We start from the raw sequence: 20,879 nt of genomic DNA on the forward strand, positions 1-20,879 counted from the left end.
CTATACCAGCTTCCTCAGCCAAACGAGCAGACGGATAGTCATACGCCGTGATCATGCTTATAGGTAAACCTTCTCGTTTCATTTTCTTCAATTGCAAAATATTAAGCGCTTTTGGGGTTGCCATGGTTACATCCAATCCTTTCCCTACCTTTGTTTTAGATCACAAAAAAAACCTTTCAGCACATGGCCGAAAAGGTCCGAAAGGCAAAAAAAGAGTCAATTTGCGACCGTTCTTTTGTCTCGGTCCTTGCGGATCAGAGCAAAATCCAACGAGTTCACCTCCATAGGCTCACACATCTACATATTGAATTACACTAAACTAGAGTACCGTTCGAAGTTGTCGATACAGCCTCTCACGGAAGTATATCAAAATATAGGGTTCTTGCATAACTTTCTCTGCAATACGAACAGAACAAGCCCTTCCAACTTCCTGATAGGAAGTGAAAGGGCTGTTCAGCTTGCAGATACAGTATATGAAATATCGCTCAAAGCTTTAGGAAAGGTAAACGACCATTAAGAAAATCCGGGCAGAACGGCGGAAGCGGACATAAAGAAATCCCGTCAGCATTAACGCCCATAGAACAAGGTCCACAATCGGAATCGTCCCGAAGGTCACTCCTTTTGCCTGCGCGTCATACTCTAATTGTAGCATGGACGTGATGTATTTGAAGAGCATGAAGATGATATAATAGGGCACAAATAGCTTTATAGGCTATGTCTGAGCAGAGGAGAGAAGGCTGATGTATGAGAAGATTGTGGCATATGGTCTAAGCAAAAAAGAAGCGATAGAGGATTACCCTTTTGGTCCTGAGCCACTGGTGCTGAAGGTGGGAGGCAAAGTATTTGCTCTCCTAAGGGAAGCGAATGGAATTTGCCAAGTATCTTTGAAATGTGATCCGGTTATTGCGGAAAACCTGCGTGAGCAAAACAAGGCGATTAAGCCGGGCTATCATTTAAATAAAAAGCATTGGAACACGGTAACGGTCGATTCTACTTTCCCGCTGGAGGATTTGTACAGCATGATCGACCACTCGTACGATCTGGTTTTCAAAAGCTTGACCAAAGCGCAACGTGAAGCCATTACGATGAGAATACGGGTAACCGATCTGTGAAAGGTGTGTTATAAACCAGCATACCATCTTTGGCGAGGTAACCGATGGAATGGAGCATGTCGAAGCACTCAAGCGGGGAGACCGGATGCTTGAGGTTAAAGTATGGGATCAATAAGAGGCTTGATATCGAACATTTTTACTTGACAGAAAATACGTAAAGATATATTCTTAATTTAAAGATAACTCATTTAAAAATAATATCAAGGAGTGGAACTGGACATGGGCGAATTGGTAAATATTATTCAAGAGAGAAGATCTGCTTCTAAATTTATGCCTGATGTTACAATAGATAAAAAAGAACTGGAAGATATATTCCAGCTAGTGAAGTTTGCTCCATCGGCTTTTAATTTACAGCATGCGCATTATATCGTGGTACAGGATGCAGATACGAAACAAAGACTGCATGACGAGGCAAGCAAGCAGTATAAAATATTAACGTCTTCGGCCGCAATTGTGGTGCTCGGGGATACAGAGGCTTATACAAAAGTGGCTGAATATAATGAAGGCTTCCTAAACCTGGGCGTTCTGAGCAAGCAGGAATATGACAGAGAGGTGGAATCGGTGACCCAGTTCTATCGCCAGCGGGGACCTGTCTTCCAAAGAGAAGAAGCGATCCGCAATGCCAGTCTGTCGGCTATGCAGTTCATGCTGATTGCCAAGGACAAAGGCTGGGACACTTGCCCGATGATCGGCTTTGACCCGGAGAAGGTACAGGAAGTATTGAATATTCCAGAAAATCTCGTGCCAGTTATGTTGATTACCTTGGGCAAAGAGGATGAATCGGGTCAGCGGCCACGCGGATATCGCAAGCCGGTTGGACAATTTGTGAGCTATAACGGATTTTGAAATTTATTAAAAACATGAGTCTAACAAAAGGAGTGATTGAAATGTCATTGAAAACCGCAGGAATTCACCATATCACGTCCTTTGCAGCAGATCCGCAGGGCAACGTTGATTTTTACGCAGGCGTGCTTGGACTGAGATTAATTAAAAAGACGATCAATTTTGATGCTCCTGAAGTATATCATTTGTATTTTGGTAATGAACAAGGCAGCCCGGGAACGATTATTACCTTTTTTCCGGCTCCGGGTACACGCAAGGGTAAGCTCGGAGGCGGGCAAGTAGGAATTACAACGTATGTAGTGCCGCCGGGTACTCTGGATTACTGGGAAAACCGCTTGCACAGCTTGAAGGTATCCTTCACGAAATCAGCTCGTTTCGGCGAATCATTTATTCAGTTTCAGGATAATGAAGGCTTGCGTCTTGAACTGGTGGAGCGGGAAGAAGGCCCGGCGAACACGTGGACAGCAGGCGGTGTACCTGCGGATAAAGCCATCAAGGGCTTTGGCGGTGCCGTGCTGTTCAGTGCTAATTCCAAGCATACGCAAGGTGTACTGGAGAACGTTCTGGGCATGACTCCCATCGGAGAAGACGCTGATGCAGGCTACATTCGCTATCGGGCGACTGGGGATTTGGGTAACCTGATCGACATTCCGGTCAAAGATGTACCGTGGGGCAACGGTGGCGCGGGTACGGTTCACCATATCGCCTGGCGTGCACAGGACGATGCGGAACATCAGGTGTGGAACGAAACGGTTCGCCAGCATGGCTTTGGGACGAGTGGTATTGTGGATCGCCAATACTTCAATGCAGTATACTTCCGCGAGCAAGGTGGTATTTTGTTCGAGATTGCGACCGATCCGCCCGGCTTCACTGTAGATGAGGAATTGAATGAATTGGGTCACAAGCTGATGCTGCCTGAGTGGTATGAGCCTCAGCGTTCCGTGATTGAGTCTAATCTGGTTCCCGTTGAAGTTAGAGTATTGAAGCAGGATTAATCATGATGGTTCAGGATATATAAGGATAAGTAACAAAAGGTCCAATTGCGGGGTGGTTCTATCGCAATTTGGACCTTTTCGTTTTTGGATTTTTCCAGTGGGCCATACTCCATGTGCTGTCTTAATAGTTCGGCTTCATAGCAGTTAAAGCTGCCTAGATCATTAGCAGTTCACGAATCTCCAACTCAGTTAGTGCCGAAAGGGTTTCTTGTCCCGGCTGGATAACCTGGTCGATGAGATTTTTCTTTTTTTGCTGTAATTCATACATCTTGTCCTCTACGGTACCTTGTGCGACGAGACGAATTACCTGCACGACTTTTTTCTGGCCCATCCGGTGGGCGCGATTGGCAGCCTGCTCCTCTACAGCAGGATTCCACCACAGATCATACAAAATGACGGTATCTGCTCCAGTGAGATTCAGGCCGGTTCCTCCTGCTTTCAGTGAAATCAGGAACAGATCGCGTTCTCCTTCATTAAAACGGCTGCACAGCTCCACACGTTCCGAAGCGGGAGTCTGCCCGTCCAGATAAAAGTAGGGCACTCCTTCCTGAGCCAACTCGCGTCCGATCAATCGAAGCATCGTCGTGAATTGTGAAAAGATGAGCATCCGCTTGCCCGAAATAAGGCATTCCGTAATGATCTCAAGCAACTGCTCAAACTTGGCTGAGCTTCCGGTATAGCCCTCGATGAACAAGCCCGGATGACAACAAAGCTGGCGAAGCCGGGTCAGCCCCGCAAGGATCTTGATCCTGTTTTTCTGGAAGCCTTCCTCATTCAGATGCTTTAATGTCTCATGCTGGAGCTTGGCCAGATAGGCCGTATACAGCTTCTTCTGATCCGGCAGGAGCCGCGACACCTGAACGGATTCGATTTTTTCAGGCAGTTCCTTCAGGACGTCGCTCTTGAGGCGGCGCAGCAGAAATGGCCGTACCCGCTTGGCGATCACATTCCGGGTGAGATTGTGAAATGCTCTTTTTCCACCGGGAAATAGCTCGGGAAATACAACATCGAAGATGGACCATAGCTCCTCCAGCGTATTTTCCACCGGTGTTCCGGTAAGGGCAAAACGGTAACGGGCTTTCACATCCTTCACAGCCTGTGCCGTTTGGGTGGCATGGTTCTTGAATGCCTGCGCCTCGTCCAGAATCAGCGTGTGGAACGATAGCTTGCCGTACAAGTCTGCATCCCGACGCAGCAGAGGATAGGAGGTGATAATGACATCATACCGAGCTGCGTCCCTAATGATTCGACTACGCTCATCCGCGTTACCGTCTGCAATGGCGACGCGGATATGGGGTGCAAACTTCTCCAGCTCATTCCGCCAGTTGTACACCAGTGACGCAGGAGACACGATGATGGCTGGAAGCTGCTGCTTACGGATTTCCGGCAGCACAGAGACGAGGAAGGCGATGCTTTGCAGCGTTTTGCCCAGTCCCATATCATCTGCCAAAATGCCCCCGAAACGGTAATGCGCCAGCGTCTTGAGCCATTGAAAGCCGTAAACCTGATAATCCCTCAGGATTGGAGCGAGTGTGTCGGGTACTGGAAAGTCGAGATGATCGGGATTACGAATATTCTCCAGCAGTTGGCGAAACGTTTTACCCAGCGTCAGGTTCTTCCCTTGATCATGGGGATCTATTAAATACAGTCCTTGCGTAACGGGTATGCGAATTTGTGCGGCATCCAGGTCGCTTTTGCGAATTCCCGTTTCGTTCATGAACCGGATCAGTTCCATGTATTCCTCTGTTTCCAGCGGCAGCAAAGCGCCATTCGGCAACCGGTGATATCTTCGTTTTTCCTCCAATGATGTTAGCAGCTGGCGGATTTCGGATTCCGGAATGCCTTCGATATCAAATTTAAATTCAAGCCAATCGGTGCGTTCGTCCAGCTCTACTCGTACCTTCGGGGTGGGCAGGGTATTGTTTATTTTCGATTTAACAGCACCTGTGGCATATACCTCTACCAGCTTTTCTAGCTGTGGCACCGTATGATACAAAAAATCATATTCCGCATCCTCATCTTCCATAACATATCCACTGTCTGTCTTGGCGAAGGAGCTATGCTCCATCAGATCCAAAATCTGCTGTTCCTGCTCCCCATCCCGTATCAGAATGCGCTCGTTGTCAAGTTTTCGTTCGTCGGTCTCCAGTGGGTTCATGATGATCTCCCCGTATTGGAACTCTAGTCCAGCCAGCAGCTTGTCTCTTACCCGATCCAGATATAGCTTCGCCTTCAATGGCTGCTGTGTGACCCGCTCAGAGACAGAACGTGTCATATGGACACGTCCAAGTTTCATCAGCCCGGGAACAACCTTGTCCATAAAGGACTCCATCTGTTCCGGCGCAATCTGAATCTTCCGCTTATGATGGACTTCGACCATCCGTTTTAGCTCGGACAGACGTTGCAGCGGATCATTCTTTTGCTTTACCAGCTTGCCATCGGCAATGACGATGCCGTAGTCCTCCATAATAGTTAGATCATCCAGCCCTTGAATGCTTAGCTGGTAGCCTTCGGTGTCATTCTCGGCTTTATCGAATTCGAATTGCAGCGGCAGCATGTTGTCCGACTGAGGAATACCCTCGGTTGTGTTTCCGTGAATTTCAAACTGGACGCCCTGTGCTGCTGCCAGCAAGGGGAGCAGCTTTTCCCAGGCCGCAGGTGGAATGAGCAGCATCCGTTCTCCACTCATATGACTGCCAGAGGATGAATACGTACCTGAGGTTTCCCGGATCATGCTCTCATTACGACGAACCTGAACCAACTGCTGAAGAATAGCGTCATGCTCAAGTTGAAATCGGTACAACTGAGGCTCGTATGAAAAGTTTCTCGTAAACATGTAGCTGTCACCACGATCAATGCTGTCGAGAAAAGGTCGTATTTTCTGAACGATATACAATCGTTTGGGTCCTGCTTTCATCTCTATACCAAACATGTACTTCTGGTAACCATAGGCAAAGGGACGAATCACAAACTGAAAATCCAGAATAGCGCGGGTATCCAGCAGGGTAGGGGTGCTGCGAAGCGGCTTCTTGCTGCTGAATAGCTTTAGCATACTGTCGGTCAGCTGGAGGTCGCTCTGCGTGATACCGGAGAATCGTGCCGTCCGGGCGTGATCATACTGAGCGGCGGTAGTGGTATAGATTCCGTCTGCTTCAGTTCCTTTTACTGAATCCTGGGTCATGCCCGAATGGAGTCTGGAAGCATAAGAACGCACAGACATACTTTTTCCGCTCAGCATTTCATGGACGTTAATAAGAACAGCGGCAATATGCTTACAATACCGTCCAGTGGTCTGAAATGTGCTACAGGTGCATTCCGCGCGGATACTGCCGTTGGGGCGGATCATAGCGGCAACCGCATAGAAGCGATTTCCTTTGATCGTAGCCTCATACACACCATCATCATGATCTATTTGCGTGAAGGCCACTCTTTTGGCCCGATAATAGGCGTCCCCGTCGTCATAAGCGGCTTGACTGCATAGCTGTCTAATGACCCGCCGGGTAAGTTCAAAGCTCATGGTTCGCAATCCTCTCCTGAGTCGTTCCGTTTTCTTTTATGATAACAGAACAGGCGTGATCGTGGACACATGCGGGTGGTTATTTGGGCGCCGTTTGGAATATTTTGATATTGTTTTTACAAGCTGTACATAGCAGGATACAATGGAAGTGTATAGAAAGGAGGCGGACGCTTTTGCAAGAAGAAGATAAAAAGGCTAATTCCAAATCCGGCTCATCCAAATGGTATCTAGGCAGTGCGGCGGCGCTGCTTCTTTTGAAAGGGAAGTCGTTGCTGGCTCTATTGAAATTCGGTAAATTCGGCGGTGCGCTGATATCTATGGCGACGACGATTGGCTTCTACGCGCTGCTGTATCCGTGGGGATTTGCGGTCGGTTTTGTGCTGCTGCTGTTCGTGCATGAACTGGGGCATGTATGGGCTGCCAAGCGGAAAGGACTTCCCGTATCGGCACCGTTGTTTATCCCTTTTCTGGGTGCGCTGATTACGATGAAACGGTATCCCCTGGATGCGCAAACAGAGGCGTATGTGGCGATGGGCGGCCCGTTACTGGGAACGGTTGGGGCTATGGCGGTATATGCGGGAGCCTATGCAACGGACAGTCCGCTATTGTACGCGCTGGCGTATGTCGGTTTTTTCCTGAATCTGCTCAATCTGCTGCCAATTCACCCGCTCGACGGTGGACGAATTTCCACGGCAGTAACGCGGTGGTTGTGGCTAGTCGGCTTGGTGGGTGGAATCGTCGTCATTGTGTATTTAAAATCTCTTCTATTTTTCCTGATATGGGCGCTCTTCGCATACGATTTGTATAAAAAATATGTTAAACGCAATAAAGGAGAGGTCAAGGTCCTATCTTCATTGCAAAAGCCGCTGGTTAACGTACAGCATCTGTATGAGCAAGGATACCCGCTACCCGGACCGGAGCATACCCGTAGACTATCCTTTAATACCTACTCGGATCTGGAAGGACAGCAATATGTGACGGTGTATATGGAAAGTCTGGATGTGGAGCAGACGCTTTTGCTGCCACAGCAGTGTCTTGTCCAGGATGTAAGGCTGAATGGTGTGGAGCATATCCCGACACCGGATGCGTACCAGCTTAAATTGCTGTGTGAGATTGACTACCTTCCGTTTGAAAATGATAAATATTACGAGGTACCCACGTCATCACGCTGGAAATTCGGGATCGGTTATTTGGGGCTGGCCTTGTTCTTAATGGCGATGATGTATGTGGTGCATCAGCATATTGGGGATGTAAGGCTGTGATGTAAAAAGGCGCGGAATTTTGCTATTTTTAACCTGCGCCTTTTTGCAATTATACTGAATAAGCAGTATCTTACATTTCTATTATTTAAAATCAGAAGCTGCTACGGGTACCTTTCCTTTAATTAGGAACCACCTGTTATTTTTGTAATTTTGAATGATTCCAATATCAAAAGTGATTGAATCCACATTGTTTTCCAGAAGAATATCGTGGGAGATATTGGCTTCCAACGTATACTGAACGGAGTTATCATTTGTTTTATGATGAGAGAACTTTAAATCAGACGCATACTTTCTAATATGAGACGGAAGCAGATATTCTATTTTGGAGTTGTTATCTTGAGGAAGTATGATATCTGCCAGCAAGTGTCCGTTTTTGAATTTCAAATGAAAATTCTTAACTTCAAGAATTTGCTTTTCAAAATCATTTAAATTTTCTTCCTTGAATTTTTCCAAATAGTATTGACCAGGATTTAATCGTACAATTTTCCCATCCTCAAGAAGGGCCTCAATGGCATTAAATTCAGGAATGAAATTGATATTTGCAGTCAATTCATTTTCATTGATCATAGTTATTTTGACATTATCTAATACAACTTCATTATTTAATAATAAAGATGCCTTTTTAATGTTTAGGCCTTCTATTCTGTAGGGGAAACTAATCTTAATTTTTTGAGGACTGTCATCATGAGAATTGAAAATAAAATAACTATTCTCACGTACATGTACTTGTCGTATATATTCCAATTGAGTGTTTCTAGTTTCATCTGATTTATCTATAATTTTTTTTTGGCTAGTGTTGGTACATCCAAATAAAAAAATAGAATTAGTCAGCAGCATCATGATGATTAGAATAAAACGTAGTCTCAATATGTAGTCACCTCTTTTTGTAATTGGTAAACCCTCCTCATTTCGAGGAGGGTATGTAATCAGATTATTTTAAATTAGCTTGGATTATCATAGAGCCAGTATTCTACACCGCCGTTGTTATCATAACTTGAAGCTGTGTATTTGGTATCTCCGAACCATCCCGTATCTGTATACTCATAATTTCTTTTTATACCTCTTGCAGCGCTTTTTAATTCAGCAGTATGCCAGGGTTTAATGGTCACGTCAATGGAAACTTTCTTTCTGTATTCCTGACCGATCTTTAAACTCATCTCACCTTCTGCAACTGCTGAAAAACCATATTTTATAGTTCCAGTTACTTCGCCAGTCATTTTTGATTCCGTTTCCAAATTCATTTTTACACTTTGATTACTTCCATTGTTGAATCTGTCGTAATCTTGACCCGTATAATAATTACTAGAGTTTACGAATGTCCATTTATTGGTACCCATTGGTTGAATTAAATTATTTTCTCTACTTAGAGTTTGTATATCTTCTTTTTGTTCTTTATCAAATTTCCCAATGTCTTCAGTGGAATAATAGGGAACACCATCAATATATAACTGATCCCCTAGGCTACTTTCAACTGGGGGTCTGAAATTCCCTTCTAATTCATTTTGGTCTGATGCAGCCTGAGCAGTCAATGCTGAGAGATTTAGCGTTAAACCCAAAATAAGTGTTGATTTAATCAATTTCTTCAAAATATTTCACTCATTAATTATTTTAATATTTTATTCAAATAAATGTTAATATTTATAGATAAATGGTACAATCCTACATAGGAACTAATTGGATGATTTTTTTGTTTCGCAAATACGCAGTTTAGTTCTATTAATGGCTAATAATCATTCAGACGAGAAACATAAATGTATGCCATTCTCCATCCAGTAGTTTTATCTGTAAAAAAATGTCATAAGCTCTTGGATAAAGAGCCTACGACATTTTTTTGGGAAATTTTATTGTGTAAATCCTTTGAAAAAACTTTTGTACACCAACTGTAATCACCTTAATCCTGCTCAGTAACCGGACTCAGCGTTTGGCGGTATTTGAGGGGACTGGTGCCAGTCCAGCGCTTGAATTGTCTGCTGAAATGAGCCAAGCTGGAGTAGCCGAGCAGGGAGGCCACCTTGTTCAGCGGCAGATTGGGTTGCTGGATCAGCACTTTCGCCTCATGCAGCTTCGTCTCCGACAGGTAGTGACGCGGCGAATAGCCGTATACCTTGCGGAATACCTCCTGTGCGTATCCGGGACTGATCCCGAGGGAGGCTGCCACATCCTCAATTCGGAACGTCGGCTCGGCAGATTCATCATCCCGATAAGGTTTGAATCTGGATTGAATGGCCTCCATAATGGCCTTGGCATACTGAACGGATGAGGGCGAAAGCGTAGGCTCCATCCCGGTAGATATCATTTGCGAGAATATTCCGAACAGCTCAAACAAGGCAATTTGCATGCGAAAACGATCCGCTGTCGTATATTTTCCGTTCTCCTGCATCATGCCAATCCAACTGTGCACGACCCTTTGCAGCTTCATGTTCGTTTCAGTACCGGCCGGAAAAAAAAGCTGGTTGCTCTTAATCATCTCCTGACGGAATAACGGATCATCTATATTAAAATGAGTGCTGAAATAATACATCCCGTCTGGGGAAGCACATTGACTCACATGCTTGAATCCCGGTGGAATGATCAGAATATCCCCGACACCAACCGAATACACATTATTTTCCATAATCGTCTCCTGACGACCCTCCAAAATCAGTACAATTTCAAAACCGATATGCGACTCTTCTGGCATACACCAGGTTGTTTTTACCCGGTGAATATGTGCGCCGAAAAATTTTACATTCCAGTCAATATTAGGAAGCCAATGGCAATTTTCGAACAGAGCTGGATCCACTCCAGGATTCAATATCATCAGATCACCTTCGATTAGGGCAAATTTTACACCGCTTAGACAATCTCATTGTACCTAACATGTAACTATAATAAAAGAGCGTTTACAAATCCTATAATATAAGCTTTTATATATAAGAGAGCACTTATATAAGGATTGATTGAAAACGGTTCCATTTTGGAATCAGTGGGAACTATGCAAACAACTTTCCAAACCGCAAAATAATGCGCATAGCACATGACACTCTACTACGAACATATTGGAGGACGATCTGATGAAAAAGCTGCTGTATGGCGTTGCTTATTATGATGAATATATGCCTTATGACCGTCTGGACCAAGATATTCAAATGATGAAGGATGCGGGCATCAACGTGGTTCGAATTGCCGAATCCACCTGGAGTACGCATGAACCGCAAAACGGAGTATTTGATTTCACCTCGGTAGACCGGGTGCTGGATGCAATGCATAAGGCGGGTATTGAGGTCATTGTAGGCACGCCAACCTATGCTGTACCGACATGGCTGGTCAAGGAGCATCCTGACGTATTGGCGACAACACCACAGGGCCCGGGTAAATACGGGGCCCGTCAGATTATGGACATTACGAACCCGGTGTATCTGTTCCATGCTGAACGAATTATACGCAAGCTGATTGGACGGGTAAGCCAGCATCCGGCGGTGATCGGTTTTCAGACAGATAACGAAACGAAGCATTACAATACAAGCGGGCCGAATGTGCAATTGCGATTCGTTAAGCATTTGCGTGAGCAGTTTGAATCACTGGAAGAGCTGAACCGCAAATTCGGCCTTGATTACTGGAGCAATCGGATCAATAGCTGGGAGGACTTCCCTTCGGTGGTCGGGACGATTAATGGAAGTCTGGGCGCAGCCTTTTCCCAATTCCAGCGCAAGCTGGTCACAGATTTCCTCGCCTGGCAGGTTGCGCTTGTGAATGAATACAAGCGGGAGGATCAGTTTGTTACGCAAAACTTTGATTTTGAGTGGAGAGGCTATTCGTTCGGCATTCAGCCGGATGTGGATCATTTTGCGGCGTCTCAGGCATTTGATGTGACGGGGGTGGATATTTACCATCCAACACAGGATGATTTGACCGGGATTGAAATTTCCTTCGGTGGTGATGTGGCGCGCTCCACGAAGAATAATAATTATTTGGTGCTGGAAACGGAAGCGCAGGCTTTTACCCATTGGGTTCCTTATCCGGGACAATTGCGACTGCAAGCGTTCAGTCATCTGGCTTCCGGGGCCAATATGGTGGCCTACTGGCATTGGCATTCCATCCATAATTCCTTCGAAACCTACTGGAAGGGTCTGCTGAGTCATGATTTTGAACCCAATCCTGTCTATGAGGAAGCACAGACGATTGGGAAGGATTTTGCAAGATTATCCCCTCATCTGGTGAACCTGAAAAAGAAAAACAAGACAGCGATCCTCGTCAGTAACGAAGCGTTAACGTCGATTAACTGGTTCAAGTTCAATATGAACAGTCCGCTGAATTACAATGACATTGTACGTCGCTTGTATGACGAGCTGTATAAGCTGAATATCGGTACGGACATCGTTCATCCAGGTACGGAGTCATTTGACGGCTATGATCTCTTGATCGTACCCGTTCTCTATTCTGCACCGAATGCGTTACTGGAAAAGCTGAACCGTTATGTGGAAAACGGCGGTCATGTGGTATACACGTTCCGAAGCGGGTTTACCGATGAGCATGTGCAGGTGAGAACCTCCCGGCAGCCGGGCGTGATTAGCGAAGCTTGCGGCATTCATTACAGTCTGTTCGTGGAGCCGAAGAATGTAACGCTCAAGGATAATCCTTTTGAAGTGACAGCAGAGGAGAATCAGGTGGATACGTGGATGGAACTGATTACACCGACAACTGCCGAGGTGTTGGCCTATTACGACCATCCGCATTGGGGCAAATATGCCGCAATTACACAAAACCGTTATGGTCAGGGAACGGCGACCTACATCGGCTGTGTCGTAAGCTCGGCGGTCATTCGTGAGCTATTCCGTTCTGTTGCGAAGCAGGCGGGAGTGTGGGGAGTGGACCAGGAAGCGTCGTATCCGATCATTGTTAAATCCGGTACAAATGAGCTGGGACGGACGGTTCGGTATTATTTTAACTATTCCGAACAAGCAGGCTCAGTTGTGTATCCGCATGGAGGCGGCAAGGAGCTGATCGGACAGCAGACAGTTGCTCAAGGACAAACGCTTCAATTAGAGCCTTGGAGTGTTATAATTATCGAAGAAGCGTAAATGATGAGTAATGAGCTGAAATCGACATATAAATGAAATCATATATGTGTCCAGCCGGGAATACCCGGAAAATGAGCGCCCCTGCGTATAGCGGGGCGTTTTCGCATATGGCTGAACAGAGGAGAGCATCACTATGCCAACCCGAGTAGTCCGCTGGTTTCGGGCGCTGACAGCCCCGTATCGACGCAGCATTCAGCTCAAGCTGATTCTGACGATGATCGTCCTTTCTGTGTTGCCGGTCATCGCCGTTACGGTGCTGGCTGCGGAAAAAAGCAGAGCGTCGATGGAAACCGAAGTGGTGGAGACGAATATGTCCAATATGAAATGGACGGGAATCTATGTCAGTGACCAGTTAGATCGTCTGAACCACCTGATTTACAGCATTCAGATCAGCCCCGATCTGAGCGATTATTTGAATGAGCGTGAGCCGGGCAATCTTTCCAGCCAATTTAATGCACAGCGGAAAATGCTCAATACGCTGGCGAATGTATATTATTCGGCCGGGAGCCATGTGATCGGCATCCAGCTCTATTTGAAGCAGCCGCAAACGCTGTTTACCTTCAATGGTATGCAAAATGACATTACGACGGTGAACGGTATACCCTCTCAGTATGCTGAGATGTGGAAAGCGAATAAGGATTATTCGATTCGCACAAGCCACGCTGACCCGGAACGATTTATACTGACGCGCAGTATTCGGCGTTTTGAAGATCGGAAGCAGACGGGAGCTATTTCGCTGGATGTGCTGTGGTCCCAATTCGATCAGACGCTGGGTTTGCTGGGTCGGGGGGACCAGCAGCAGGTTTTTATTACAGATTCGGATGGAAAGGTGATGTATCCGTCGCAGGTCCACCAGTCGCCTCCTGCGGAGGTACTAACAGCACTGGGTGATGTTCGGCCGGGTCCGGGAATGATCAAGACTGCTGGTAATTATGTGTTTTATAATGATTTGAATGTGGTAGGGCTGCGGCTAGTCAAAATCGTACCTACTTCCTCCATTAACCATAGCGCTTTTTCGACCATGCTGTACGGGATTATTATAGGCGGTATTTCCATATTGGTTTCGATCTGCATTGCTGTTTTCATCGCATGGCGTACAGCACGCCCGATTGTTCATTTGGCCCGTTCGGTGCAGGAACTGGATATGATCAAGGGACCTGCTGGAGAACCCAGTACACGCCCGGATGAGATTGGAATGCTGGAAAGAAGTTTGCATGGCATGGCAGGACGAATCCGCGAGCATATCCAGACGGAATACAGTATAAATTTACAAAAAAAGACGGCTGAGCTAAAAGCGCTTCAGGCGCAGATTCATCCCCATTTTCTGCAAAATACGCTGCAAATGATCGGCAGCATGGTATTTTCCCAAAAGCCGGAGGACACGTATGAGGTCATTCGGTCGCTGAGTGAGATGTTCCGCTACGTGGTACGGGAGCCGCAGGATATGGCCTCTTTACGTGCGGAAATTGACCATGTAGGCCATTATATGCGCATCCAGCAGCGACGGTTTCCGCGACGACTGGTGTTTCAGGTGGAGACGGATGAACAGGTGCTGGATGTTCGTCTGCCCAAGCTGTCGCTTCAGCCATTGCTGGAAAATGCGTTTCAGCACGGACTGGACCGTAAGGCGGGAGCATGGTGGGTGGGAATCCGAGTAGAGATTATGGAAGAAGACCTATGCATTACAGTCTGCGATAATGGTAGCGGCATGACTCACGACAGGCTGGAAGAAGTAAGGGCACGACTGGAAAATTCATCAGAGGAGCCGATCTGGGCGCAGGGCAGTCATATCGGATTAAGCAATGTGGCTTCACGCATAAGGATGAATTTTGGAGTGAATTACGGGGTGACAATAGACAGTAAGCCGGGAATCGGTACACGTGTCACCATTCGCGTTCCATTCATATCAGCAGGGGAGGGAAATGGATGATCCGAGTATTAATCGTCGACGATGAGCCGTGGAACCGGGATATTCTAAAGACATTTGGCGCATGGGAAAGGCTTGGAATGTCGGTGGTTGGCGAAGCAGAGGATGGAGATGAGGCGTTCAGGCTCGCCGGGGAATTATCCCCGCAGATTGTGATTACCGACATGCGTATGCCAGGAGCGGACGGAGTGGAGCTGCTGCAAGCGCTGAATCACCATTTTCCCGATATGAAAATTATTGTCGTGAGCGGCTATGACGACTTCGCGTATGCCAAACATGCCATTCGGTACAAGGCCGTTGATTACTTGCTGAAGCCCGTCAATCCCGTCGAGCTGAATGCGGTGCTGCTTAAATGCAAAGACGATCTGGAGGCCAAGGCAGCGGAACAGCAGCAGCAGGAGGCGGTGGAGCTGGACTATGAGTTCTTCCACAAGCTGTCCCGGTATAAGCAACTGCTGCGGCTTTATTTTAATGAGCTGAACCGGGAAGGCGTACAAATGACATGTAAGCAGGTTTTGCAGGAACTGGAGAGCTACGGGGAATCCAGTCCTCATATGCTGGGCAGGCTGGTGCAGGAGCTTCTTTCCCAGCTTAAAGAGCTGGCAGCGTCCAACGGGCTGGATACGCCCACTGCCAAGGCTGGATTTCCGCTTTCGCAGGACACGCTATCCTCTGCGGATCGTGCGCTGGAGTTCCTGTCGGTATGTTATGTGCAGGAGCTGGAGCAGCTCATTCGGCAGCGGAAGTATAAGAACAAGCTGAATCTGGAGGAGGTTCGGCGCTATATGGACAGCCACTTTGCCGAGCCGATTACACTGGAGCAACTGGCGAAAAACTTTTTTGTCAGCAAGGAGTATATGAGCAAGGTATTCAAGCAGGAGTATGGTCAAAATGTAACGGACTATATCGTGCAGCGGAGAATGGAAAAAGCGCGCGAGTGGCTGACAGATAAACAGATTTCGATTAAAGCGGTGGCGGAGATGGCGGGATATGAGGACGTATCGTATTTCTATCGGGTGTTTAAAAGGCATTTTGGCATGGCGCCCGGTGAAATGAGGAAGGAGCAATGATGTAGAGAGGATCACAGCCGTAGTTTAAAAAAATCCAACCCAACAGGCTAATGATGTCCAATGGCAGAAGTGACCTCCCACTTTATAATGAAAGCGTATACAAAACAAGCAGTACAAAGGAATTAGCAGCCAGTGGGTCACAGTTATTTTCAAAATAGGGGAGGTCATTTTGCATGAAATTATGGAAAGGTGTATTGAGCACAATGCTGGTTGGCACGTTGTTGGCCGGGTGTGGAGCGAATTCTTCAGGTAGTGACAGCAGCGGTTCCGGTGGAGACGGTAAAACGGTTAATCTCAAAATGTTTATCGCCCAGCCTCGTTTGAAGGAGCATTACGATAAATATATTAATGCATTCGTAGCGAAGGAAAAGAAAGATAAAAATATCGACGTTACGGTGCAACTGGAGATGCCGCCTGCCGACAATGCCCCACAAATTTTGAAGACAAGACTCGCATCTAACGATGCGCCGGATGTGTTCGCTCTGCATGCAGTGAATGAAATTCCTCCGTTCTATAAAGCGGGCTATTTGGAGGACTTGTCCGGGCAGCCATTTGTTAGCAAATTAATGGATAGCGTGAAGCCTTCAGTGACGACGAAAGACGGCAAGGTCGTGGCAGTTCCTTTGGAAACAATTTCATGGGGCTACTTGTACAATAAAAAGATATTTAAGGACCTAGATTTGAAGCCACCGGGAACACTGACCGAAATGAAGGCTGTGGTCGAGAAGCTGAAAGCGAATAATGTGAAGCCGTTCCTGTTGTCCTACAAGGAATCCTGGATTCCACAGTTATTCGTGCCGCTGACAGCGGGTGCGATGATGAACACACAGAACAAGGATTTTATCGACCGGATGAATCAGGACAAAGGCTCATTTTCCGAAATGAAGAGTATGTTCGACATTATTGATCTGGTGAACAGCAACGGTACAGACAAGGCGCTGGAAATTGGCGGGGATGACGGTTCGGCGGCCTTTGCTGCGGGGAAAGCAGCGATGTGGATTCAAGGGCCATGGTTTGCGGAAACGATTTTGAAATCTGATCCGAAGATGGATTTTGGGGTAGCCCCACTCCCGATCAACGATGATCCGAATGCGACATTGATCAATCTGTCCACTTCGACTTCGCTGGCTGTATCCTCTACAAGCAAAAATAAAGAGGTTGCGCTCGATTTTGTCAACTATGTATTGGACGATAAGGATTCCAGCGCATTCTATGAAGCATTGAAATTCAACCCGATCTCTAAAGTGCATACGTTCAAAAGCTATCCTTGGGTCAATGACGCTACCGAATATGTGAAAGCAGGAAAGTCGTATCAAGATCCGTCCATTCCGCAAGCGGTCAAGGATGAGGCAGGCAAATCGCTGCAATCCTACTATGCAGGCCAGCTCTCGCAGGATGACGTGATTAAGGCGCTGGATAAGGCATGGAAATCGTATAACAAAGTGAACAAGTAACGGAAACCTACAGAAATACATCAGGAGGGGGAGACTCCATGCCCTTTAAAATCTATAAAAAATATGTGATGCTGCTGGCGTTTACCGCCCCGGCGCTGATCTTTTACGCCATCTTCCTGCTTATTCCGACGATCAGCGGCATGTACTACAGCTTTACAGACTGGAACGGTTTGAATCCGAATTACAGCTTTATCGGCTTGGGAAACTTTGTGGAGGCGCTGAAGGAGGACCCGGATTTTCTAAATTCACTCTGGTTCACGCTCAAATATGTACTGGTCATGATTGTACTGCAAAATGTGCTGGCGCTAGTGCTGGCGGTGCTGATTGAATCACGTACGCGCACCAAAGGATTTTTTCGGACGATATTTTTTATGCCCAATATGATCAGTACCATTATTAGCGCATTTATGTGGACGTTCGTGTTTTCCTCCGTGCTGCCGCAGATTGCCGAAAAGACAGCTATCGCCTTTTTGGGCCAATCGTGGCTGGGCGATCCGAAGGTATCTTTCTTTTCCATCATTATTGTGTCGCTCTGGAATGGTGTCGGCTATATGATGATCATTTATCTGGCTGCGCTTCAGGGTGTACCGCAAAGCTTGAAGGAGGCCGCTATTATTGACGGGGCGAACGCGTTCCAGACGTTAAGAAGTGTGACGCTGCCGATGATTACCCATGCGATTACGATCTGTTTCTTCCTCACGCTGAACGGTGCCTTCAAGGTCTACGAGGTCGTCTATGGACTGACTGGCGGGGGGCCGGGGCGCAGTACGCAGGTGATTACGATGAACATTTATGAGGAGGCGTTTTCCAACAACTTCCGTTATGGTTATGCGAGTGCCAAATCTCTTATTTTGTTCGCCATCGTGCTGATCTTCACGCTGATTCAGCTACGTGTGATGAAGAAGAGGGAGGTGGAGGCATGAGGCTAAAAAAAGCCAATTCCTTGCTGGTTACCCTGATCCTCTGTGTGGGCGCTGTGGTGTCCTTCTTCCCGATCTACATGGCGGTAATTAATTCCTTTAAAACGCAGGGTGAGATGTTCGCATCCTTTACGGCGCTACCGACGAAGCTTCATTTTGAAAATTACAGTCAGGCTTTTCACCAGACCCATTTGCTGAACAGTGCTCTTAATTCCACAATTATTTCTTTTATTGGAATAGGCGGCATCGTGATTTGTTCGGCGCTGGCGGGCTACAAGCTCTCTCGTACACGGGGAAAAATGAGCAGTGCGATCTTCTTCCTGTTTGTCGCATCCATGCTGGTACCGTTTCACTCCATTATGATACCGCTTACACGTATGGCAAAGGATTTGTCCGTCCAAGGCAGTACGTATGGCCTGGCGCTGATCTATATCGGCTTGGGTGTAAATATGGCGATCTTTTTGTACCATGGATTCGTCAAATCCATCCCACGTGAGCTGGAGGAATCGGCTCAGATGGATGGCTGTAATGAATTCCAAACGTTCTTTCGGATTATATTTCCTTTGCTGCTGCCAATCACAGTCACGATTGCGATTTTGGATTTCCTGTGGATTTGGAACGACTTTTTACTTCCATTGTTGATGTTGACGGATGTGAACCACTACACCCTGATTCTTTCGACAAACATGCTGTTCGGGGAGTATAACAAGGAATGGTCGCTCATTCTGGCTGCACTTGTACTGACCTCCATCCCGGTTATCCTGATCTATTCGTTCTTCCAAAAATTCATCATGGAGGGCATCGCAGAGGGAGCAATTAAGGGGTAAAATGGAAAGCCTTCCTGTCAACAAGGAAGGCTTTTTTTCTGTTCATAGTTATTGGGAAGGTACAACATGAAGGTTATTGACCACCCATAGGTTTAAAAAGAAACAGAGAATAAAGAACGCTAAAATGGCTCCGACAATGATTAAAATAGTTTTCTTATTCATTTTCCAAGTTAGATTCTAAAAACTTGATCCCAACAGTATCTATCATTTTAAAATCCCCCTCCAATACACAGTAAGTACGATTATAGAGCAATGTCCACTATCCCTCAGCCATTTTTTGAGTGACTTCTATTTTTACTCCAGCTATACAGGATGCGAACGATAACGACTGCACATCCAACAATAAGGACTGTTGTATGCCATGTCCACGCCTGTAGTCCGCTAAGGAATACAGGAGTTATACCCAAAGCGACTGCAAAAACAAGTCCTATAATGGTTACTATATCTGGAGCCTTGCTGTCCTTTCCCATGGAGCTTTTAAAGATGTTAAACAGTAGGCTACCAGCAGGGATTAAAACAAGGATCACAAACAAATAGACATTCATTAAATCACCCCTTAGTCGTTCCTTGTAATCCAGGCACTGCCGCCATTAAAGCAAAGACCAGAGACGATGTGGACTGTATATTTTTAGCTTATAATTAAAAATAAAAGCGTAACTGTTATCAGAGTTAGATATATACTAGAAACCAGTTTTCCCATTTCGGCTCCAAATGCTTTAGGATTTTTATATCCAATGATTAAACTAGGAATAAAGAAAATAATGGATAGAAAAAAGGTGTAGTGAAACCCAGTATTATTAACACGGTTAGACCATGCGGGCAATCCTAAAAGGGAAAGCAACTGATCCCCCAATATGTAATTGCCAAATTCAAAAGAAACAAGCATACCAAGAAGAGATAAAAGCAGTGAAAGTGATCCCCAACCTACTTTTTTTTCGTTTTTCTTTAGAAAATTGAATATAATTAGTAAAATCGCAATGGCTTGTATGCTGTATGTCAATATTGATGAAAAAGAATGCTCCATGAAGGACCTCCTTGAAGTATTTGTCTATGTATTAAAGGTTTTGTCTATGTATTATATGAAGTAAAGTCGACAAACAATACTGGTGGCCCTTAAAGATGTGTTAGGAGCCACCAGTAAAAACTAATTTATTGTTACATAATGAGAGCCAGTTACACTTTCACTGTATACTGTCCCAACACCTTGAAAGAAAATAACTAAACTATATCTTCCAGAGCCCTTTGTTAGCCACTTTTTGTTGTAATAGCTATTTTTTTGTTTTATTATCTCTGCCTTTTCTCCAGCCATACAGGATGCGTCCAATAACAAGAGCAGAACCAAGCACAACGACTGTATAGTGCCAAGTCCACTCTTGTATGCCACTGAGAAAGACAGGCGTGATGCCTAACGCCAGTCCGATCACTAATCCTATAATTGTTACTACATCAGGCGCTTTACTACCTTCTCCTTGTCTTTTCTTAAAGATATTAAATAGTATGTTGCCAGCAATGATTGCAATAAAAAGGACAAGCAAATATATATTCATATATTATGATCCTCAGTTCTTAGTTACTTGTTACTTCGAAGTACCCGGGGTGAAAATTAATAGTTACACCTCTTCCGTAATCGTTAGCCTTCAACCGACCTAGCACCACCGAAACTCCAGTAGTAAGTATCACCGATGGTACGCAGCATCCGAGGAAAGACCTTTTCGCTAACCACTTCTTTCATTACTAAACACAACCGTAACATAGATAAGGAATCATTTGTATATTTTTTTTGAACAAAATGTAAAATCATACTAAGGTACCATACTACCACATTTATCCTTTCGTTTATAAAATTCCTCTCATTCAAGGCATATATTTCTATCTTTATGAAAATAAGGATC

The 20,879-nt window shown here is 45.8% G+C and carries 18 protein-coding genes and 1 pseudogene; 10 read left to right on the forward strand and 9 right to left on the reverse strand.

All coding sequences use genetic code 11. The annotated features are described in order from the left end of the window. Position 1: 1 nt before the first annotated feature. Positions 2–124 (reverse strand): annotated as a pseudogene (locus C1I60_RS26140) (3-methyl-2-oxobutanoate hydroxymethyltransferase); the annotation flags it as partial. Between the two features lie 369 nt (positions 125–493). Then, positions 494–652 carry a hypothetical protein gene (locus C1I60_RS24800; RefSeq protein ID WP_212734454.1) on the reverse strand — a complete coding sequence of 53 codons (159 nt, stop codon included), beginning with the start codon at positions 650–652 and terminating at the stop codon, positions 494–496. An 88-nt stretch (positions 653–740) separates the two neighbouring features. On the opposite strand from C1I60_RS24800, the gene C1I60_RS09520 reads away from it, so the two are divergent. From C1I60_RS09520 to C1I60_RS09535, 3 genes are all read left to right on the forward strand, one after another. Beyond that, positions 741–1,112, forward strand: a complete 372-nt coding sequence (locus C1I60_RS09520; protein WP_137061495.1) for an MmcQ/YjbR family DNA-binding protein — start codon at positions 741–743, stop codon at positions 1,110–1,112. A gap of 219 nt (positions 1,113–1,331) precedes the next feature. Then, positions 1,332–1,958 (forward strand): nitroreductase family protein, encoded by a 627-nt coding sequence (locus C1I60_RS09530; RefSeq protein ID WP_137061496.1) that lies wholly within the window; start codon positions 1,332–1,334, stop codon positions 1,956–1,958. 41 nt (positions 1,959–1,999) lie between these two features. Next, complete coding sequence (locus tag C1I60_RS09535) at positions 2,000–2,950, forward strand: ring-cleaving dioxygenase (RefSeq protein ID WP_137061497.1); 951 nt, start codon at positions 2,000–2,002, stop codon at positions 2,948–2,950. A gap of 154 nt (positions 2,951–3,104) precedes the next feature. Here the strand turns inward: C1I60_RS09535 and C1I60_RS09540 are convergent, their stop codons facing one another. Beyond that, complete coding sequence (locus C1I60_RS09540) at positions 3,105–6,467, reverse strand: DEAD/DEAH box helicase (RefSeq protein WP_137061498.1); 3,363 nt, start codon at positions 6,465–6,467, stop codon at positions 3,105–3,107. Between the two features lie 173 nt (positions 6,468–6,640). On the opposite strand from C1I60_RS09540, the gene C1I60_RS09545 reads away from it, so the two are divergent. Continuing rightward, on the forward strand, positions 6,641–7,729 hold the full coding sequence (locus C1I60_RS09545; RefSeq protein WP_137061499.1) for a site-2 protease family protein: 1,089 nt from the start codon (positions 6,641–6,643) through the stop codon (positions 7,727–7,729). 81 nt (positions 7,730–7,810) lie between these two features. Here the strand turns inward: C1I60_RS09545 and C1I60_RS09550 are convergent, their stop codons facing one another. The 3 genes from C1I60_RS09550 to C1I60_RS09560 form a co-directional block, all read right to left on the reverse strand. Continuing rightward, complete coding sequence (locus tag C1I60_RS09550; protein ID WP_137061500.1) at positions 7,811–8,569, reverse strand: hypothetical protein; 759 nt, start codon at positions 8,567–8,569, stop codon at positions 7,811–7,813. 101 nt (positions 8,570–8,670) lie between these two features. Then, complete coding sequence (locus tag C1I60_RS24445) at positions 8,671–9,315, reverse strand: hypothetical protein (RefSeq protein ID WP_170970771.1); 645 nt, start codon at positions 9,313–9,315, stop codon at positions 8,671–8,673. A gap of 305 nt (positions 9,316–9,620) precedes the next feature. Continuing rightward, a complete protein-coding gene (locus C1I60_RS09560) occupies positions 9,621–10,529 on the reverse strand; it encodes an AraC family transcriptional regulator (RefSeq protein WP_137061502.1) in 909 nt (302 codons plus the stop codon). A 253-nt stretch (positions 10,530–10,782) separates the two neighbouring features. Here C1I60_RS09560 and C1I60_RS09565 point away from each other — a divergent pair, with 253 nt between their 5' ends. The 6 genes from C1I60_RS09565 to C1I60_RS09590 all read left to right on the forward strand — a co-directional run bounded on the left by C1I60_RS09565 (position 10,783) and on the right by C1I60_RS09590 (position 18,987). Then, entirely contained in the window at positions 10,783–12,789 is a 2,007-nt protein-coding gene (locus C1I60_RS09565) for a beta-galactosidase (protein WP_137061503.1), read from the forward strand. Positions 12,790–12,922: 133 nt separating this feature from the next. Next, positions 12,923–14,719: a sensor histidine kinase gene (locus C1I60_RS09570; protein WP_137061504.1), complete on the forward strand. Its 1,797-nt coding sequence runs from the start codon at positions 12,923–12,925 to the stop codon at positions 14,717–14,719. Further along, the gene (locus tag C1I60_RS09575; protein WP_137061505.1) at positions 14,716–15,786 is read left to right on the forward strand and encodes a response regulator; all 1,071 of its coding nucleotides are present in this window, start codon (positions 14,716–14,718) and stop codon (positions 15,784–15,786) included. Before C1I60_RS09570 ends, C1I60_RS09575 begins: the two co-directional genes overlap by 4 nt. A gap of 173 nt (positions 15,787–15,959) precedes the next feature. Next, positions 15,960–17,240, forward strand: coding sequence for an ABC transporter substrate-binding protein (locus C1I60_RS09580; protein ID WP_137061506.1), 1,281 nt, complete (start codon positions 15,960–15,962; stop codon positions 17,238–17,240). A 38-nt stretch (positions 17,241–17,278) separates the two neighbouring features. After that, a complete protein-coding gene (locus tag C1I60_RS09585) occupies positions 17,279–18,163 on the forward strand; it encodes a carbohydrate ABC transporter permease (RefSeq protein WP_137061507.1) in 885 nt (294 codons plus the stop codon). Beyond that, positions 18,160–18,987 carry a carbohydrate ABC transporter permease gene (locus C1I60_RS09590; protein WP_137061508.1) on the forward strand — a complete coding sequence of 276 codons (828 nt, stop codon included), beginning with the start codon at positions 18,160–18,162 and terminating at the stop codon, positions 18,985–18,987. The genes C1I60_RS09585 and C1I60_RS09590 overlap by 4 nt, the downstream gene beginning before the upstream one ends. A 628-nt stretch (positions 18,988–19,615) precedes the next feature. On the opposite strand, the gene C1I60_RS09600 is transcribed toward C1I60_RS09590, so the two are convergent. From C1I60_RS09600 to C1I60_RS24805, 3 genes are all read right to left on the reverse strand, one after another. After that, entirely contained in the window at positions 19,616–20,011 is a 396-nt protein-coding gene (locus tag C1I60_RS09600; protein WP_137061510.1) for a hypothetical protein, read from the reverse strand. Between the two features lie 244 nt (positions 20,012–20,255). Continuing rightward, complete coding sequence (locus C1I60_RS09605; protein ID WP_044645315.1) at positions 20,256–20,534, reverse strand: hypothetical protein; 279 nt, start codon at positions 20,532–20,534, stop codon at positions 20,256–20,258. An 83-nt stretch (positions 20,535–20,617) separates the two neighbouring features. Further along, a partial coding sequence (locus C1I60_RS24805) for a hypothetical protein (RefSeq protein ID WP_212734455.1) occupies positions 20,618–20,879 on the reverse strand: 262 nt, incomplete at its 5' end.

The sequence above is a fragment of the Paenibacillus terrae genome (genome assembly GCF_005217525.1).
GTDB lineage: Bacteria > Bacillota > Bacilli > Paenibacillales > Paenibacillaceae > Paenibacillus > Paenibacillus terrae_C.

Bases quoted from the DNA above. Each gene is read 5' to 3' on its own strand.
- C1I60_RS24800 (WP_212734454.1), bottom strand. From the start codon at position 652: ATGCTACAATTAGAGTATGACGCGCAGGCAAAAGGAGTGACCTTCGGG.
- C1I60_RS09520 (WP_137061495.1), top strand. From the start codon at position 741: ATGTATGAGAAGATTGTGGCATATGGTCTAAGCAAAAAAGAAGCGATA.
- C1I60_RS09530 (WP_137061496.1), top strand. From the start codon at position 1,332: ATGGGCGAATTGGTAAATATTATTCAAGAGAGAAGATCTGCTTCTAAA.
- C1I60_RS09535 (WP_137061497.1), top strand. From the start codon at position 2,000: ATGTCATTGAAAACCGCAGGAATTCACCATATCACGTCCTTTGCAGCA.
- C1I60_RS09540 (WP_137061498.1), bottom strand. From the start codon at position 6,467: ATGAGCTTTGAACTTACCCGGCGGGTCATTAGACAGCTATGCAGTCAA.
- C1I60_RS09550 (WP_137061500.1), bottom strand. From the start codon at position 8,569: ATGATGCTGCTGACTAATTCTATTTTTTTATTTGGATGTACCAACACT.
- C1I60_RS09560 (WP_137061502.1), bottom strand. From the start codon at position 10,529: ATGATATTGAATCCTGGAGTGGATCCAGCTCTGTTCGAAAATTGCCAT.
- C1I60_RS09565 (WP_137061503.1), top strand. From the start codon at position 10,783: ATGAAAAAGCTGCTGTATGGCGTTGCTTATTATGATGAATATATGCCT.
- C1I60_RS09570 (WP_137061504.1), top strand. From the start codon at position 12,923: ATGCCAACCCGAGTAGTCCGCTGGTTTCGGGCGCTGACAGCCCCGTAT.
- C1I60_RS09575 (WP_137061505.1), top strand. From the start codon at position 14,716: ATGATCCGAGTATTAATCGTCGACGATGAGCCGTGGAACCGGGATATT.
- C1I60_RS09580 (WP_137061506.1), top strand. From the start codon at position 15,960: ATGAAATTATGGAAAGGTGTATTGAGCACAATGCTGGTTGGCACGTTG.
- C1I60_RS09585 (WP_137061507.1), top strand. From the start codon at position 17,279: ATGCCCTTTAAAATCTATAAAAAATATGTGATGCTGCTGGCGTTTACC.
- C1I60_RS09590 (WP_137061508.1), top strand. From the start codon at position 18,160: ATGAGGCTAAAAAAAGCCAATTCCTTGCTGGTTACCCTGATCCTCTGT.
- C1I60_RS09600 (WP_137061510.1), bottom strand. From the start codon at position 20,011: ATGGAGCATTCTTTTTCATCAATATTGACATACAGCATACAAGCCATT.
- C1I60_RS09605 (WP_044645315.1), bottom strand. From the start codon at position 20,534: ATGAATATATATTTGCTTGTCCTTTTTATTGCAATCATTGCTGGCAAC.